The 17,657-nt window shown below is 43.7% G+C and carries 13 protein-coding genes; 12 read left to right on the top strand and 1 reads right to left on the bottom strand.

The annotated features are described in order from the left end of the window. Nucleotides 1-20: 20 nt before the first annotated feature. Entirely contained in the window at nt 21-1,130 is a 1,110-nt protein-coding gene (locus tag FWJ32_RS01990; RefSeq protein ID WP_149544314.1) for an ABC transporter ATP-binding protein, read from the bottom strand. A 366-nt stretch (nt 1,131-1,496) separates the two neighbouring features. On the opposite strand from FWJ32_RS01990, the gene ftsE reads away from it, so the two are divergent. The 12 genes from ftsE to hprK all read left to right on the top strand — a co-directional run bounded on the left by ftsE (nt 1,497) and on the right by hprK (nt 17,645). Beyond that, complete coding sequence (gene ftsE / locus FWJ32_RS01985) at nt 1,497-2,186, top strand: cell division ATP-binding protein FtsE (protein ID WP_149544313.1); 690 nt, start codon at nt 1,497-1,499, stop codon at nt 2,184-2,186. After that, nucleotides 2,173-3,060 (top strand): permease-like cell division protein FtsX, encoded by an 888-nt coding sequence (gene ftsX / locus FWJ32_RS01980; protein WP_149544312.1) that lies wholly within the window; start codon nt 2,173-2,175, stop codon nt 3,058-3,060. The genes ftsE and ftsX overlap by 14 nt, the downstream gene beginning before the upstream one ends. Before the next feature lie 15 nt (nt 3,061-3,075). Beyond that, nucleotides 3,076-4,212 (top strand): murein hydrolase activator EnvC family protein, encoded by a 1,137-nt coding sequence (locus FWJ32_RS01975; protein WP_149544311.1) that lies wholly within the window; start codon nt 3,076-3,078, stop codon nt 4,210-4,212. A gap of 81 nt (nt 4,213-4,293) precedes the next feature. Next, on the top strand, nt 4,294-5,502 hold the full coding sequence (locus FWJ32_RS01970; RefSeq protein WP_149544310.1) for a S41 family peptidase: 1,209 nt from the start codon (nt 4,294-4,296) through the stop codon (nt 5,500-5,502). A 5-nt stretch (nt 5,503-5,507) separates the two neighbouring features. Next, complete coding sequence (locus FWJ32_RS01965; RefSeq protein ID WP_203227544.1) at nt 5,508-6,752, top strand: PDZ domain-containing protein; 1,245 nt, start codon at nt 5,508-5,510, stop codon at nt 6,750-6,752. Nucleotides 6,753-6,842: 90 nt separating this feature from the next. Then, a complete protein-coding gene (uvrB, locus tag FWJ32_RS01960) occupies nt 6,843-8,840 on the top strand; it encodes an excinuclease ABC subunit UvrB (protein WP_149544308.1) in 1,998 nt (665 codons plus the stop codon). A gap of 132 nt (nt 8,841-8,972) precedes the next feature. Next, on the top strand, nt 8,973-11,753 hold the full coding sequence (gene uvrA, locus FWJ32_RS01955) for an excinuclease ABC subunit UvrA (protein WP_149544307.1): 2,781 nt from the start codon (nt 8,973-8,975) through the stop codon (nt 11,751-11,753). A gap of 3 nt (nt 11,754-11,756) precedes the next feature. Further along, a complete protein-coding gene (locus FWJ32_RS01950; protein WP_149544306.1) occupies nt 11,757-12,149 on the top strand; it encodes an FHA domain-containing protein in 393 nt (130 codons plus the stop codon). Nucleotides 12,150-12,153: 4 nt separating this feature from the next. Beyond that, a complete protein-coding gene (locus FWJ32_RS01945) occupies nt 12,154-13,365 on the top strand; it encodes an FtsW/RodA/SpoVE family cell cycle protein (protein WP_149544305.1) in 1,212 nt (403 codons plus the stop codon). Continuing rightward, nucleotides 13,362-14,747, top strand: a complete 1,386-nt coding sequence (locus tag FWJ32_RS01940) for a peptidoglycan D,D-transpeptidase FtsI family protein (protein ID WP_149544304.1) — start codon at nt 13,362-13,364, stop codon at nt 14,745-14,747. The genes FWJ32_RS01945 and FWJ32_RS01940 overlap by 4 nt, the downstream gene beginning before the upstream one ends. A 47-nt stretch (nt 14,748-14,794) precedes the next feature. Further along, nucleotides 14,795-16,675 carry an excinuclease ABC subunit UvrC gene (gene uvrC, locus FWJ32_RS01935; RefSeq protein ID WP_149544303.1) on the top strand — a complete coding sequence of 627 codons (1,881 nt, stop codon included), beginning with the start codon at nt 14,795-14,797 and terminating at the stop codon, nt 16,673-16,675. Between the two features lie 49 nt (nt 16,676-16,724). After that, complete coding sequence (hprK, locus tag FWJ32_RS01930) at nt 16,725-17,645, top strand: HPr(Ser) kinase/phosphatase (RefSeq protein WP_149544302.1); 921 nt, start codon at nt 16,725-16,727, stop codon at nt 17,643-17,645. Nucleotides 17,646-17,657 lie beyond the last annotated feature (12 nt).

Below are 17,657 nucleotides of genomic sequence, written 5' to 3'. Positions count from 1 at the left end.
ACTTTCCTGATCTTTATTTGCTAATCCATTATGCGCCTTGTACTTTCCTTATCAAAAAGGTGTACCTTGTTCATGTCAAAGCCAATCTTTATTTTGTCTCCGTTTCTTATAGATGTTCTTGGGTCAACCCTGGCAGTTAGGGACATTCCATTATATTGCAGATAGAGGTATGTCTCTGACCCCAGAAGCTCCACAACGTCTACTGTGGCTTCAAAGGTATACTCGGGGAATGTATCCAAGAACATCTCCTCATCATGGATATCTTCAGGTCTTATCCCTATAACCACATCTCTGCCAATATAATTGGGATTGATACTTTTTGCGATGCCATCAGGCAGACTCAAACTAATATCCTTAAAGTTTAAGAAGTATTTACCACCCTGGGCGCTTATGCGTCCGTCTATGAAGTTCATTTCAGGGCTGCCAATGAATCCTGCCACAAAAATGTTCTGCGGCCTGTTGTATATCTCCTGAGGTGAAGCCACCTGCTGTATTACCCCGTCCTTCATGACGACTATCCTGTTGCCCATGGTCATAGCCTCAGTCTGGTCATGGGTTACATAAATGAATGTAGTCTGAAGTCTGTCATGCAGCTTGGATAACTCCGTGCGCATCTGGACCCTGAGTTTTGCATCTAAATTGGATAGAGGCTCATCCATAAGGAATACCTTTGGATTTCTCACTATAGCCCTGCCCAGTGCCACCCTCTGCCTCTGGCCGCCTGAAAGGGCCTTTGGCTTTCTGTTAAGCAACCCTTCTATATCAAGTATTTTTGCAGCCTCTTTAACCCTCCTGTCTATTTCATCCCTGGGAGTCTTTCTAAGTTTAAGCCCAAATGCCATGTTTTCATAGACATTCATGTGAGGATACAGGGCATAGTTTTGAAAGACCATGGCAATATCCCTGTCCTTTGGGGGTACATCATTAACCAGCTTTCCATCTATATACAGTTCGCCGGAACTTATTTCCTCTAATCCAGCCACCATACGGAGAGTTGTAGATTTACCACATCCAGATGGGCCCACAAGGACGACAAATTCCTTATCCTTAATCTCAAGGTTGAAGTTGTCTACGGCCTTGACTCCACCCGGATACACCTTGCTTATATTTTTGAATACCACGTCAGCCATTAGATTCACTCCTTATAAAGAATTTAATTGATTTTCCTACAAATGATTATAAGCGGTAATAATAAAAATGTATATTGACATGTTGTACAATAATTTTTGATAAAAATCTACCATTATTACAATAATGGATTTGAAAGCAATAGAGAAGAAAAATGTAGCATCCCGGTTTCCAACAGTGTATCATTATTTTATTCTGTTAAATAGGCACTTACTATTTAATTACAGTTATTAACAATTTACACAAATTTATCCACAGATTTACTTCCAACATTTCCCTCCATTTTTTTTATTAATTTTAGCAGGAATTTGATAAAAAAAGAAGAAATAAGTATATACGTGTAACTATGAGTTTCTGGAGGTCTGCTGATGATTGAATTTAATAGTGTATCCAAAAGATATGCCGGCAATGTCATTGCCTTGAGTGATATAAATTTTTTTATAGACAAGGGAGAGTTTGTTTTTCTGGTTGGCCCCAGTGGTGCCGGAAAATCGACCATACTGAAGCTTATATTAAAAGAGGAAGAGCCTTCCAGTGGCGAGATTTTAGTAAACGGGTACAACGTTACCCGTATGAAACCAAAGGATATTCCTTACTACAGGAGAAAACTGGGGGTTGTCTTTCAGGACTATAAGCTCTTACCTGACAAGACAATATATGACAACGTTGCTTTTGCAATGATAGTCACCGGCACTCCGTGGAGCCTTATAAGAAAACAGGTACCCATGGTACTGTCCCTTGTGGGCCTTTCAGATAAGGCTTACAGATATCCCAGAGAGCTGTCCGGCGGTGAGCAGCAAAGGGCTGCTATTGCCAGAGCCCTTGTCAATAACCCAACTATCCTCATAGCTGATGAGCCTACAGGTAACCTTGACCCGGACACGGCATGGGGAATTATGGAACTTATAAACGAAATAAACAGGAGAGGGACCACCGTCCTTGTCGCTACCCATGCTAAAGAGATAGTTACAAACATGAAAAAAAGGGTTATCTCTCTCAATATGGGCAACATAGTCAGAGACCAGACAAGGGGTGTTTACGGCGATGTCGCTAAATAATTTGGGATATTATATAAAAGAGGGCTTTTCAAATCTGTGGAAAAACAGGGTTATGACTGTGGCTTCAATATCCTCAGTTATAGCCGCACTGTTCATGCTGGGAATATTCAGTGCCATGATCCTGAATGTGGACAGTATTGCCTCACAGATAGAATCACAGCTGGAGATAAGGGTGTTCCTCAAGAATGATTTAAAAGAAGAGGATACAAAAATCTTGGAGGATAAGATAAAAGCCATAGACGGCGTGCAAGATATAAAATACGAGTCAAAGGAGCAGGCACTTGAGAATTTTAAGAAGCAGCTTGGAGATAGGAGCGACCTCTTGGCTGGCCTTGAAGGGGACAACCCTATGCCGAGTTCGTTTATCATTAAGACAGAGTCACCTCAGGTGATAGAGGATGTGGTGGCTAAAGTCAAAGGTATGGATGGGGTTGATCAGGTAAGATACGGCAAGGACATAGTTGAAAAGATATTGAACGTGACCTATGTGATACGTATGGTCAGTCTTGTCCTGATCGTGGTACTTATTATTGTTGCAGTGGTGATAATATACAACACCATAAGGATAGCTGTGTATGCCAGACGCAGGGAGATAGTCATAATGAGGTATGTGGGTGCAACTGACTGGTTTATACGCTGGCCGTTTATAATTGAAGGGGCAGTCCTTGGCTTTTTGGGCACTGCTATTGCCATTGTCATCTTGAGGGTGAGTTACGGCTATACAGTGGAGTATTTAACCAGCAGCCTGTTTGTATTTGGGCTTTTGCCTGTGTCCATGGTCATAAAAAATGTCGTCGGAATGTTGTTTTCAATAGGTTTGATTATAGGGATTTTGGGCAGCACTCTTTCAATCCATAGGTTTTTGAAGGCTTGATAGGGGGGAAAACAAATGAGGTTTAAAAAAATTGTCTCTTTTGTGATTATACCAATGATAGCATTTTCTCTTTTTGCAGGTACAGTAAATGCTGATACCTTAAATGATTACATGAAACAAAAGCAGACACTGGACAAAAAGATTAAGGAGACGAAGGGGCAGATAAATACAGTAGAAAAACAGAAAAACCAGTACCTTCAAGAATTAGAAGAACTGGACAGGAAAATTGAAGAGACAAATACCCAACTGGAAACCCTGCAGGTCCAGTTGAATCAGATCCAGCGAAATTATGATCAGACTCAGAAGGCCCTCGAGCAAGCCCAGAATATGCTTAAAAAGGAGGAGGCCCTGTATAAAGAGAGGGTAAGGGCTATGTACATAAACGGACCTACAGGATACTTAGAGGTCCTTTTAGATTCAACTGACTTTAGTGACTTTATATCCCGGTTGGATATGATACAGAGGGTTATAGACTATGACAACAATTTACTGGATGAAATGAAATCAAACAGGGACGCCATAGAGGCCCAGAAGCAAAAGCTTTTAGACCAAAAGGCACAGCTTCTTTCCACCAGGAACCAGATAGATTTGAGAAAGAAGGAGCTTAAAGACCAGGAAACAGACAGAAGCCTGCTCGTCCAGAGACTTGAGGCACAGAAGGAAGAGCTGGAGGCTGCCCTGGATGAGTTTGAGCAGGAGTCTGTAGAGATTGGTAATATGATAAAGAAACTGCAGGCAAAGTCAAAGCTTACCTATAACGGTGGTGTATTTGCCTGGCCTGCTCCGGAGTATACGAGGATTTCCGATCCGTACGGATGGCGAATACATCCGATATTAAAGACAAAAAAGTTTCACAGCGGTGTAGATATAGCGACGCCGATGGGGAGCAAAATTGTAGCGGCAGCAGATGGGGAGGTAATATTTGCAGGGGTGTATGGCGGATATGGTAATGCCATTATCATAGACCATGGTAGCGGGCTTTCAACCCTGTATGGTCATAACTCAAAGCTTTTGGTAAAAGTTGGAGACAAGGTGGTTAAGGGACAACAGATTGCAGAGGCAGGCAGTACCGGTCTGTCTACAGGCTCACACCTCCACTTTGAGGTGAGGAAAGATGGTACGCCTGTAGATCCGATGCCGTATCTGAAATAGGTACCATTGGTACCTATTTTTTTTGATAATAATATTGTATAATTCTATAGTAGGTTCATACATTGTTAGAGGTGATGATCTGTGCGATATAAAAATTTTATTAAAGACTTTGCGCTGGTTTTAGTTGGTTTTGTTGTAGCTTTTGCATTAATAAGTTTTATACCGGTACCGCTGCCTGGTGGTTCAGTAGTACTTTCCGGAAAACAATATGACGATTTCAAGGAATTCATGAAACTATTGCAGATAAAGTCCATTCTGACACAGAGGTATTTGACCGAGGTAGACCCGGATACGCTGTATGATGGGGCCTTTAAGGGCATGGCGGCATCTCTAAATGATCCGTATACGGTATATATGACTGAGAAAGAGTACCAGGATTTTATGACTGAAACCACGGGGAATTATGCTGGTATTGGTCTTGTGGTTTCAGCGGATGAGAATGGAAACATACGTGTAGTATCCCCTATAAAGGGTTCTCCCGCCGAGGCTGCCGGGGTGAAGGCCAGTGATATAATCATAGCTGTTGACGACAAGCCAGTATCAGGTAAGGACCTTGACGCTGCAGTGGCTATGATGAAGGGGCCGGCCGGTACAATGGTAAAAGTGACGGTGACAAGGGAAGGGGTAGACCAACCCATTAGCTTTAATATAAAAAGAGATATCATAAAGCTGGAAACAGTAAGTTATGAAAAACTTGAGGACGACATTGGATATATCAGGCTCACCATGTTTGATGAACATACCGATGAGGACTTCAGCAATGCGGTCAAGAAATTGAAGTCTCAAAATGTAAAGGGGATTATTATCGATCTCAGAGATAACCCCGGCGGTCTTCTTGACGTGTGCGTGAATATTGCCGATGAAATCCTGCCAAAAGGGACTATTGTCTATACGGAGGACAGGAATGGCAAGAGAGAATACAGCTATTCGGATGATAGGTCTTTGGGGCTGCCGCTTGTGGTTCTTGTCAATGGTGGCAGCGCCAGTGCCTCTGAGATACTGTCGGGTGCTATAAAGGACAATGGTGCAGGGACGCTTGTGGGGACCAAGACATTTGGCAAGGGTCTCGTCCAGACAATGTATAAGTTTGACGATGGCTCAGGGCTTAAATATACGATAGCAAAGTATTATACACCCAAAGGCACCGACATACAAGGTAAAGGTATAGCCCCTGATATAGTTGTGGAATTACCGAAGGAGGTTGCCCAGATGACCGATATACCAAGAGATAAGGATACCCAGTTGCAAAAAGCAATAGAGGTACTAAAACAGAAAATGGGCAGCAGGTGATTAAAATGTTATCCAATTTTCTTGATATGTCCTGGCTTATAATCAAATCATATTCTCTTTCGCTTGTCCAACCGGTTTTCTGGGTTGTGGTGCTTATAGTGTACCTTCAATACCGCCGGATTGCCAGTATGGAGATTGAAATACTTGGAAGTGTCCAGTACCCTATAAGGGAAAGGGTGCTGGACTCCATATTTTTTGGGCTGCTGGGGGGGCTCGTAGGCAGTTTTATTATGGTATTTCTTGGAATTACCATGGACCAGTTTGGCCTGGCGTATGTATGGCCGTTAGCTATACTTTTGATGCTTATAAACCCGAGATATCTGTGTTTTTCCTATGCAGGAGGCATTGTGTCCCTTATAAGTCTTATTTTTGGCTATCCTGAAATAAATGTGGCAGGGCTCATGGCCCTGGTGGGGGTCCTGCACCTTATGGAGAGCTTGCTGATATGGTTGGATGGCCACAGGGACAGGATACCCATATTTATTGAGCGCAAAGACGGCAGTGTAGTGGGTGGTTTTAACCTCCAGAGGTTCTGGCCTATACCAATACTCATGCTTGTCCTTTATACAGGGCCAGTCTTAAATGGTGGCACAGTGCCAACCCCCGACTGGTGGCCGCTCATAAGGATGCCCGGTGTTACAGAGAGCTCTGTATTTATAATATTAAATGGTATTGCTGCACTTGGGTATGGAGACATAGTCCTTACTGAAACTCCCGAAAAGAGGAGCAAGAGTTCAGCCTTGAGGCTTCTTGGCTTCAGCATTATCTTGATTGTTCTGTCACTATTTGCTGCAAACAGTACCATCATGAAATATGTAGCGGCGTTGTTTGCCCCTATAGGCCATGAGTCTTTGATTTTGTATGGTAGATATATAGAGGATAAGGGCAAGCCTCTTTATGTGCCTCCGGACAAGGGGATGAGGGTGCTGGAGGTAAAAAAGGATGGGCCGGCTGATAGAATGGGTCTGCGGCCTGGTGATGTTATCCTGAACATAAACGGCAGAGAGGTGAACAGTGAGAGCAATGTTAAGGATGTGATGTATGAAATGCCAGCATATATATGGGTAGATGTCATAGACACGGATGGTGTCAGGAAGACATACAAGTATAGTGATTACAAGAATGGGATTCAACAGCTTGGGATACTCTTTGTGCCCAAAAATACCAGTCCCGGTTTTATAGTATCTGAAGCGCCTTCAATTTTGGAGAGGTTGTATAAAAATATAAGGGATAGATGGGGCCGCCATTGACATGGTGGCTTTTTACATCTACAGTTTTATATGTACATGTAGGATATGGTATAATAAAATGATAGACAATTAAAAGTGGTGGTGATTATAGTGGGGAAGTTCAAACTCGTAAGTGATTATGTACCAAGAGGAGACCAACCGCAGGCTATAGATAAGCTGTCCAGGGGGATAATGGAGGGTATGAAGTACCAGACCATGCTGGGCGTTACCGGCTCCGGCAAGACATTTACTATGGCCAATATCATACAGCGTGTACAGAAACCAACCCTGGTTATTGCGCATAACAAGACGTTAGCTGCACAGCTATGCAGTGAGTTTAAGGAGTTTTTCCCTGAGAATGCAGTGGAGTATTTTGTTAGCTATTACGACTATTATCAGCCCGAGGCATATGTGCCTGAGTCTGACCTTTATATAGAAAAGGATGCTTCAATAAACGATGAGATAGATAAAATGAGGCACTCCGCCACTGCGGCCCTGTTTGAAAGACGGGATATCATTATAGTAGCCAGTGTGTCCTGCATATATGGGTTAGGCGACCCGTCAGATTACAGGAATCTCGTGCTTTCTTTAAGGCCAGGCATGAGCAAGGACAGGGATGAGGTCTTAAGACACCTTATTAATATCCATTATGATAGAAACGACATAGACTTTTCCAGAGGAAAGTTCAGGGTAAAAGGAGATACCATTGAGGTGTTTCCGGCATCCTCTACCAACAAAGCTGTAAGGATTGAATTTTTTGGAGATGAGATAGATAGGATTACGGAGATAGATGTGCTTACAGGGGAGATACTGGGGGAACTCAGGCATGTATCAATACTACCTGCATCCCACTATGCAACCACACAGGAAAAATTAAAGACAGCTATAAACAGCATACAGGAAGAGTTTGAGTGGTGGTATAAGAAACTTAAGGATGATGGTAAGATACTGGAAGCAGAAAGATTAAAACAGAGGACGATGTTTGACTTGGAGATGCTGCAGGAAATGGGGTATTGCAAAGGCATAGAAAATTATTCCAGGCATATTTCTGGCAGAGAGCCTGGCAGTGCGCCCTATACCCTCATAGATTATTTTCCGGACGACTTTCTGCTCTTTATAGACGAATCCCATGAGACTATACCACAACTCAGGGCCATGTATAATGGGGACAAATCCAGGAAGGATGCCCTGGTGGAGCATGGGTTCAGGTTGCCTTCATGTTATGACAACAGGCCGCTTAAGTTTGACGAGTTTATAAAGAAAATAAATCAGGCCATATTTGTTTCAGCCACACCAGGGCCTTTTGAACTGGAACATTCAGAACAGGTGGTAGAGCAGATAATAAGGCCCACCGGGCTGATAGACCCCAGCATAGAGGTACGGCCTGTCAATGGTCAGATAGACGACCTGATATCCGAGATAAAAAAGACAACAGAAAGAGGTAACCGGGTGCTGGTCACCACACTGACTAAAAGAATGGCAGAGGACCTGACTGACTATCTTAAAGATATAGGTATCAGGGTAAGGTACATGCACTCTGATATAGACGCCCTGGAGAGGATGGAGATAATAAGGGACTTAAGGCTTGGCGAATTTGATGTGTTGGTGGGAATAAACCTTTTAAGGGAAGGATTAGACCTGCCGGAGGTGGAACTGGTGGCAATACTGGATGCCGACAAAGAGGGTTTTTTGAGGTCAGAAGTTTCGCTTATCCAGACAACCGGCAGGGCTGCAAGAAATGTAAACGGCAGGGTCATAATGTATGCTGATGTAATAACAGACTCTATGAAGAAGGCTATAGATGAAACCAACAGAAGAAGAGAAATACAAATCCGCTATAATATCGAGCATAACATTACGCCGACGACTATAGAGAAGTCAGTAAGGGATATATTGGCCATGACGAAGGTAAGTGAGTCAAAGGGTGAGTATAAGGCTGATAAAAAGAAAATGAAGGGCAAAAAGCCTGTCAACAAGGAAGAACTGATGGTAACTATAAGTTTCCTTGAGGACCAGATGATGGCTGCAGCAAAGGATCTTCAGTTTGAGAAGGCAATTGAGCTCAGGGATAAAATGATGGAGCTCAAGAAACTTCTGGCAAGGCAATAGATGATAGTAGTGTATGTGCAAGTGTTAGAGTATCGAAGTGAGTGCCAGGTGCATGGATATTATTGACGCTATCACACAGATAAATTGCACAGAATTTAACGGGCTATTTAACTTATTGAGGTGATTATATAAATGTCCAAAGATGAAATATTCGTTAAAGGGGCCAGAGAACACAACTTAAAAAACATAGATGTATCCATACCCAGGGACAAATTGGTTGTAATCACCGGCCTGAGCGGGTCTGGCAAATCATCCCTGGCTTTTGATACAATTTATGCGGAGGGACAGAGGAGGTATGTTGAGTCTCTGTCGGCTTATGCAAGGCAGTTTCTTGGCCAGGCCAATAAACCCGATGTAGACTATATAGAAGGCCTGTCTCCAGCCATATCCATTGACCAGAAGACCACCAGCAAGAACCCTCGTTCCACCGTGGGCACTGTGACCGAAATATATGACTACATGAGGCTTTTATATGCCCGTATAGGCATCCCCCATTGTCCAAACTGTGGAAGGGAGATAAGCAGGCAGAGTATAGACCAGATGGTGGACAAGGTAATGACTTTGCCAGAAGGGACAAGGATACAGATATTGTCCCCACTTGTGCGAGGCAGAAAAGGAGAGTTTGTCAAGGTATTTGAGTTCATAAAGAAGAGCGGATTTGTGCGAATGCGTGTCGATGGTTCTGTCGTGGATGTAAATGATGCTGTTAAGCTGGAAAAGAATAAGAAGCATTCCATAGAGGTTATAGTAGACAGACTGGTGGTGAGACCGGGCATAGAAGGAAGGCTTACAGACTCCATAGAGACTGCCTTAAAACATTCAGATGGACTGGTCATTGTGGAGGTACTGGATAAAGAAGAATGGCTGTTTAGTGAGAACTACGCATGTCCTGACTGCGGTATAAGCCTTGAGGAATTGAGCCCGAGGATGTTTTCTTTCAACAGCCCTTTTGGGGCGTGCCCGGTTTGCAGCGGGCTTGGGACAGACCTTAAGGTAGATCCGGACCTTTTAATACCTGACAAGTCCAAGGCAATAACCTCAGGGGCTATAGATTCGTGGCTGTATGCCAAGGACACCATGGCATATCACAACATGGTTACCGCCTTGAGAAAGATGGGCGTAGATATATATGTGCCTGTAGAGGACATGAAGGAGGATGAGTATAACAAACTCCTCTACGGCGACGGTGAACACTATGATGGCATACTCAATGAGATCGAGACAAGGTTTAAAAATACAAAGTCCAGTTTTGTGAGAGAGGAGATATATAACTTCTTAAAGACCACACCATGTCCAGCCTGCCATGGTGCCAGATTAAAGCCGGAGAGCTTGGCGGTGACAGTCGGAGGCATAAATATTGCTGCTATGACAGACATGTCTGTAAGAGACCTGCTTAAATTCCTGAATGAAATGACCCTTACAGAGAGGGAAGAGGTGATTGCATCTCAGATACTCAAGGAAATAAAAGCAAGGTTGGGATTTTTGATAAATGTTGGTCTGGACTATCTCACTCTTTCCAGGGCTGCATCCACACTGTCTGGTGGTGAGTCTCAAAGGATCAGGTTGGCAAGCCAGATAGGTTCAGGACTGGTGGGTGTGTTGTATATACTGGATGAACCGAGTATAGGGCTTCACCAGAAAGATAACAGCAAGCTTTTAAAGACACTGCTCAATCTGAGGGACCTTGGCAATACCCTTATAGTGGTAGAGCATGACGAGGAGACGATGTATGCGGCGGACTACATTATAGATGTAGGGCCGGGTGCAGGAGCGCATGGTGGAGAGATAGTGGCCTGTGGCACCATTGACGATATAAAAAGGTGCGAAAGATCCATAACAGGACAGTATTTGAGCGGCAAGAAGAGCATACCTGTGCCTGAATATAGAAGAAAACCCAATGGGCATTGGCTTACCGTTAGGGGAGCCAGGGAGAACAACTTAAAAAACATTGATGTGTCGTTTCCACTTGGTGTATTCACATGTGTTACAGGGGTATCAGGGTCAGGTAAGAGCACCCTGATAAATGAGATATTGTACAAGTCTCTTGCAAGGAGACTGAACGGTTCAAGGGAAGAGCCTGGAGAACATGACTCAATTGAGGGTATAGAATACCTGGATAAGGTAATAAATATCGACCAGTCGCCCATAGGCCGTACCCCAAGGTCTAACCCGGCCACCTATACAGGTGTCTTTGACCTCATACGGGAAATATTCTCGCAGACCCCGGATGCTAAGATGAGGGGTTATAAACCGGGACGCTTCAGCTTTAATGTAAAGGGCGGGCGTTGCGAAGCCTGTGGCGGAGATGGCATTATAAGGATAGAGATGCACTTTCTATCGGATGTCTATGTGCCCTGTGAGGTTTGTAAGGGCAAAAGATACAACAGGGAGACCTTAGAGGTCAAGTATAAAGGCAAAAATATTGCCGATATACTGGATATGACTGTGGAGGAGGCTCTGGGGTTTTTTGATAATATTCCGCGTATAAAGACAAAGCTGCAGGCTCTTTATGATGTAGGGTTGGGGTATATTAAGCTGGGGCAACCATCTACTCAACTTTCAGGTGGTGAGGCCCAGAGGGTAAAGCTTGCCACTGAGCTTTCTAAAAGGCCTACCGGGAAAACAGTGTATATCCTGGATGAACCTACTACTGGTCTGCATATAGCTGATGTCCATATGCTTTTAAATGTGCTGGAGAGACTGGTTGATGGTGGAAATACGGTAATTGTGATAGAACATAATATGGACGTGATAAAGACTGCAGATTACATCATAGACCTCGGACCGGACGGCGGAGACAGAGGGGGAGAGGTTGTAGCTGTAGGCACACCTGAAGAGGTTAGCATGGTGGCTGACTCATATACAGGACAGTATTTAAAGGATTATTTGAAGGTGGGCGTGGAGGTTGTATAACCTATGTATGAGTTTTTATCAGGCCTTTTTAAATGGATATTGCTTTCTATAGTATATTTTTTCCTGTTTAACACTATACAGGTGATAAGGCTTACTGGATGGTACGGTGAGAAACTGGGGTCTTATCTGATCTGTGCAGATGACCCCGGTATGAGATTTGAATTAAAGGATGACACTATTATAGGTAGAGGCGAGGACTGTGATATAGTCTTAAACAATCCATTTATATCCAGCAAACATGCCCGCATTAAGAGGGGGATGATGGGGTTTTATATAGAGGACCTTAAAAGCACAAATGGTACTATAATAAATGGCAAGAAGATTGAAGGCAGCAGGAAGCTAAGGGATAAAGACGTCATAATGGTGGGGCCGGTCAAACTTATATACAGGAGTTGATTATATGGCAAAAGCCTCCAGATATTACAGGGCGATGCTTTTGTCCCTCTATTTGTTTTTAACCATCTGTTTTTCTCTGTTATCTCTTCACGAGACACCAATAAATCCAAAACCTTTATATATGGGGCTGGGGCTTATAGCAATAATAACTATAGGTTTTATTACCATGCGCATATTTGCCCTGAATGGTGATGCTATGCTGTTTCTTCTTAGTAATTTCCTCTGTGGGATAGGCTTGGTGATGATTTATCGGGTCAATGAAAGCCTGGCCTATCGCCAGTTTATATGGATAACGGGCGGCATAGCTACTTTTATTGTGTTTACATTTTTATTCAAATATTATAGCTATGTTATGAAATATCATTGGTTGTTTGGAGCAACTTCGCTCATGTTGCTCTTTATTACTATAATCTTTGGAAGGGAGATTGGAGGGTCTACAAACTGGATAGTTATATCGGGCCATTCCTTTCAACCATCCGAGTTCGTAAAGATACTTTTTTGCATAGCATCAGCCTCCTTTCTAAAGGATAGGAATGAAACAAAGGATGTGCTTTTATATGGCAGCTTTGTTGCCACTGTTGTCCTTTTGCTTTTTGCTCAAAAGGACCTTGGGACCGCCCTCATATTTTTTATGACTGGTATAGTATTTGTATATGTGGCTACCGGGAAACCGGTATATCCGTTGATTGGTATTATCCTGCTTGTCACAGGCGCTGTCTTGAGTTATCTCATCTTTTCCCATGTGAGGGTGAGGTTTGAGGCGTGGTTGAACCCCTGGATGGATGTACCGGGCAAGGGATATCAGATAGTGCAGTCCCTGTTTGCTATAGGAGCAGGTGGGTTGTTTGGTTCTGGACTGGGGCTTGGCCACCCCGAGTATATCCCTGCGGTGTCCACAGACCTGATATTTTCCATTTTGGTGGAGGAGTTTGGGCTTCTGGTAGGCCTGGCCGTAATAGCAATCTACCTGTTTATATTTGTGAGGGCATATATAAGCGCCATGTCCTCCAATGACAGGCTGAAGGAGTTGCTTCTTACCGGCATAGCCTCCATGTTGGCCTTTCAGACCTTTATAATCATAGGAGGGGTCACCAAGTTCATACCGCTTACAGGGGTTACCCTTCCATTTATAAGTTATGGTGGGAGTTCCATTGTTACCTCCTTTTCCCTCCTTGGTATAATGAACTCTCTCAGTTTAGAGGAGGGTACAAAATGAGAAATAATATACGAAATGTCCTTATCGCAGTTGTCCTGATGTTTTCATCACTCATCGCCTATCTCCTTTATTTTGAATTTTTTATGAGGGATACCCTCCTTGCCTCTGATTACAACAGGAGGCTGTGGGAAGAGGAAAACAGGGTGGTAAGAGGCAGTATAGTAGACAGGAACGGCAACACCATAGCTGAGACCGTCCAGGACGGAGGAGAGAGAAAGAGGGTCTACTACGGCGGACCGGCCATTGGTCCTGTGGTAGGTTACAACAGCCAGCAGTATGGGAGGTCAGGAATAGAGGCCGCATACAACAAAGAACTCCTCGGCCTGGAGACAAAGAACCCATTCTTGCTCTTCAAGCAGAATATTCTTGGCATTAAGGACAGGGGATATGACGTCATACTGACCATAGACAGCAGTCTCCAGAAGACAGCCTATGAGGCGCTGGACGGGCGTAAAGGGGCAGTGGTGGCTCTGAACCCTAAGACAGGTGAGATACTTGCCCTTGTCTCATCACCGGGGTTTGACCCCAATAATATAGAAAAGGATTGGGAAATGATGAAGGACAGTAAAGACAGCCCTCTGTTAAACAGGGCTATACAAGGGTTATACCCGCCGGGTTCAGTCTTTAAACTCATACCCCTCTCTGCGGCCATTGAAAAGATTGGAGGATTGGAAGAAAGGACATTTAAGTGCACTGGTTCTACTGATGTGGATGGCCTTGTAATCAAGGACTACAACGGCACTGCCCATGGAAACATTGACATAAGGAGGGCAGTTGAGGTATCCTGCAATGCCACCTTTATAAATATAGGGCTGGAATTGGGCGCAGATAATATGTATGCATATTCTGGCAGGTTTGGTTTTAATAAAAATCTGGACTTTGACCTGCCTACAAAGATGAGTGTATTTCCATATCCAACCAGCAAAAGAGAGCTGGCACTGTCGTCCATAGGCCAGGCCGATATTCTGGCAACCCCTCTACAGATGGCGCTGGTTACATCGGCTGTCGCCAACGGAGGGACCATAATGCGTCCATATATAGTAAAGGGCATAACAGACTCAGAGGGCAGGATAAGTTATAACAGGCAGGATGAGCCATACCTCTCCCCAATAACTGAAAGTACGGCAGCCAAAATAAAAGAAATGATGATAGGGGTAGTAAAAAACGGCACAGGTACGGCAGCCAAGATATCAGGTGTTGATGTGGCGGGAAAGACAGGAACTGCTGAGGTGGAGGGTAAAAAGTCTCATGCCTGGTTTGTGGGATTTGCTCCTGCCGATGACCCTCAGATTGTTGTGGCTGTGATAGTAGAAAACAGTGGCAGCGGTGGTCAGGTGGCGGCACCGGTTGCGAAGCAGGTTTTGAATAAGTACCTGAAGTAGACTATGATTGCTCAGAATATGCTATAATTAATGCAGGGTGATGACGCATGGAAATAACTCCGCTCATTGAGGAACGTTTGAAATCACTCCCAGCGCAGCCCGGGGTATATATAATGAAGGATGAACTGGGAGACATAATATATATTGGCAAGGCCAAGGTTCTCAAAAACAGGGTGAGGCAGTACTTTCATTATACAACAAATCAGATGCCCAAGGTCAGGTCTATGGTAAACCACATAGCTGACCTGGAGTATATAATTACGGACAATGAGATGGAGGCACTGATATTAGAGTGCAACCTCATCAAAAAATACAGGCCAAAATACAACATCTCCCTCAAGGATGACAAAAGCTATCCATACATTAAGATAACCATGAATGAAGATTATCCGAAGGTTTTTGTAACACGCAAGGTGACCCACGATGGTGCAAGATACTTTGGCCCGTATTCCAGTGCCTATGCCACAAAAGAAACTGTAAACATTTTAAGGCGTATGTATCCTGTGAGGACATGCAATATAAATATTGAAGAGCGGATGGGTAAGGTAAGGGAATGTCTTTACTATTATATAGGTGAATGTAAAGCGCCGTGTACCGGCAGGATAAATAAGGAAGATTACAGGCAAATGTGTGAGGAGATATGCGAGTTTCTGGACGGGCACCAGGACAGACTCATAGCCATACTCCGGGATAAAATGGAAAATCATGTAAAAAATCTGGAATTTGAGAAGGCCATAGAGATAAGAAACCAGATAGATTCCATAAGACAGATCAGCTACAGTCAAAAGGTTCTAAAGACTGTAGAAAAAGATATGGATGTCATTGGCTATTACCTTTCTGAAGGTGACCTCTGCATTCAGGTATTTTTTGTCAGGGAGGGCAAGCTGATAGACAGGGAGCACTTTTTCTTCAGTAAAATAGATGAGGAAACCATAAGGGATACTATGACGCAGTTTGTAGAACAGTTTTATTCCAATATATCCCATATACCCGCAGAAGTGGTCATCCAGTGTGAGATAGATGAAAGGGAGCTGATTGAGGACTGGCTGACAACCAGGAGGGGTTCAAAAGTAAAACTCACAGTACCGAAGAGGGGAGAAAAGAAAGACTTTGTAAATATGGTCATGAAGAATGCACAGGATATGCTGGAAAATTACAGAGACAGGTTGAAAAATGAGATGAAGTCCTCCCATGAAGCCTTGAAAGAGCTCATGGAGTATATGGACCTTGCTGACAAACCATACCGTATTGAAGCATACGACATTTCCAACATTCAGGGTACCAACTCTGTTGCCTCTATGGTTGTGTTTGAGAATGGACAGCCAAAAAACAGCGACTACAGGCATTTTAAAATCAGGTCCGTCTCAGGTCCCAATGACTATTCCAGCATGAGAGAGGTCATAGAAAGAAGGTTTACCCACAGCATAGAGGAGGCAGAGAGACTGAAAAAGGAAGGCATAGACATTGAGGAGGGAAAGTTTACATCGCTGCCCGACCTGATTATGGTGGATGGAGGTAAAGGCCACGTCAGTGCATGTGAACAGGTTTTAAATGCTGTGGGCTTTGATATACCTGTGTGCGGCATGGTTAAAGACGACAGACACAGGACGAGGGGGTTGATATACAACAATAGAGAAATTCATATACCCGTAAACAGCAACGCCTTCAGGCTTATTACAGCTATACAGAATGAAGCTCACAGGTTTGCCATAAACTATCACAGGGACCTCAGGCAAAAACAGGCTGTCAAGTCCCTGCTGGATGATATACCTGGCATTGGTAAAACCAGAAGAAAAGAGCTCTTAAAATACTTTGGTTCTGCAGAGGCTGTTAGCAGGGCTGACATAGAGGAATTAAAAAAAGTTCCTTCAATGAATGCAAAAGCTGCTGAACAGGTGTATAATTATTTTAGAGGAATAAAAAAATAGTGGGACATTTTATGGCCATATGCTCTATATTTGTCCAGGGAGGGTTAGAATGAACAGGATACCTGTAACGAAGCTGGCAGAAGACTTTAAGTTTGAGATAATCAATGATAACTATGATGAGGATATATATATAGAGTCCGCAGATGTGAACAGGCCAGGCCTGGAACTGGCAGGATTCTACGAATACTTTGGTTATGAAAGGGTGCAGGTTATAGGAAAGGTGGAGGTCACCTATTTCATGACACTGGACCCTGCTACGAGGAAAAAAAGGGCTGATGAGCTTTTCAAGTTTGCCTTTCCCTGCGCTATAATTTCAAGAAATCTTGATGTCCCAGAGGAGATATATGATGCCGCTGTCAAGTATAGGAGGCCGCTCTTCCGATCAAAAGAAGCCACCACGCGGCTCATATACAGCCTGTATAACTATCTGAATGATATGCTTGCTCCATCCATAACCATCCATGGCGACCTTGTAGATGTCTATGGCGTAGGCATACTTCTTTTGGGCCAGAGCGGCATAGGTAAGAGCGAGACATCCCTTGAGCTCATAAAGAGGGGTCACAGGCTGGTTGCTGACGACGCTGTGGAGATTAAGCTTACCGATGAAAATACCCTCACTGGTACAGCCCCAGACCTTATCAGGTACTATATAGAGATAAGGGGAATAGGTATCCTGGATATAAGGACGCTCTACGGCGTGGGGGCTATAAGGCAGTCCAAAAACATAGACCTGGTCATACAGTTAGAGCCGTGGAATGACAGCAAGTTTTATGAGAGGGTGGGAATGGATAATGAGTATATGGAGATTCTTGGGGTTAAAAAACCAAAAGTAACAATTCCTGTAAGGCCTGGCCGCAACCTTGCCATCATAGTAGAGGTAGCAGCCATGAACCAGAGACAGAGAGACATGGGGTACAATGCTGCAAAGGAATTTGATGAAAGATTATTAAAAAGATTAACAGAGCAATAGAAAGGATGAGGT

Origin of the sequence: Calorimonas adulescens, assembly GCF_008274215.1 — a bacterium.
In the GTDB taxonomy this organism is placed as follows: Bacteria; Bacillota; Thermoanaerobacteria; order Thermoanaerobacterales; family UBA4877; genus Calorimonas; species Calorimonas adulescens.
This window is presented reverse-complemented; position numbering and strand designations above follow the sequence as displayed.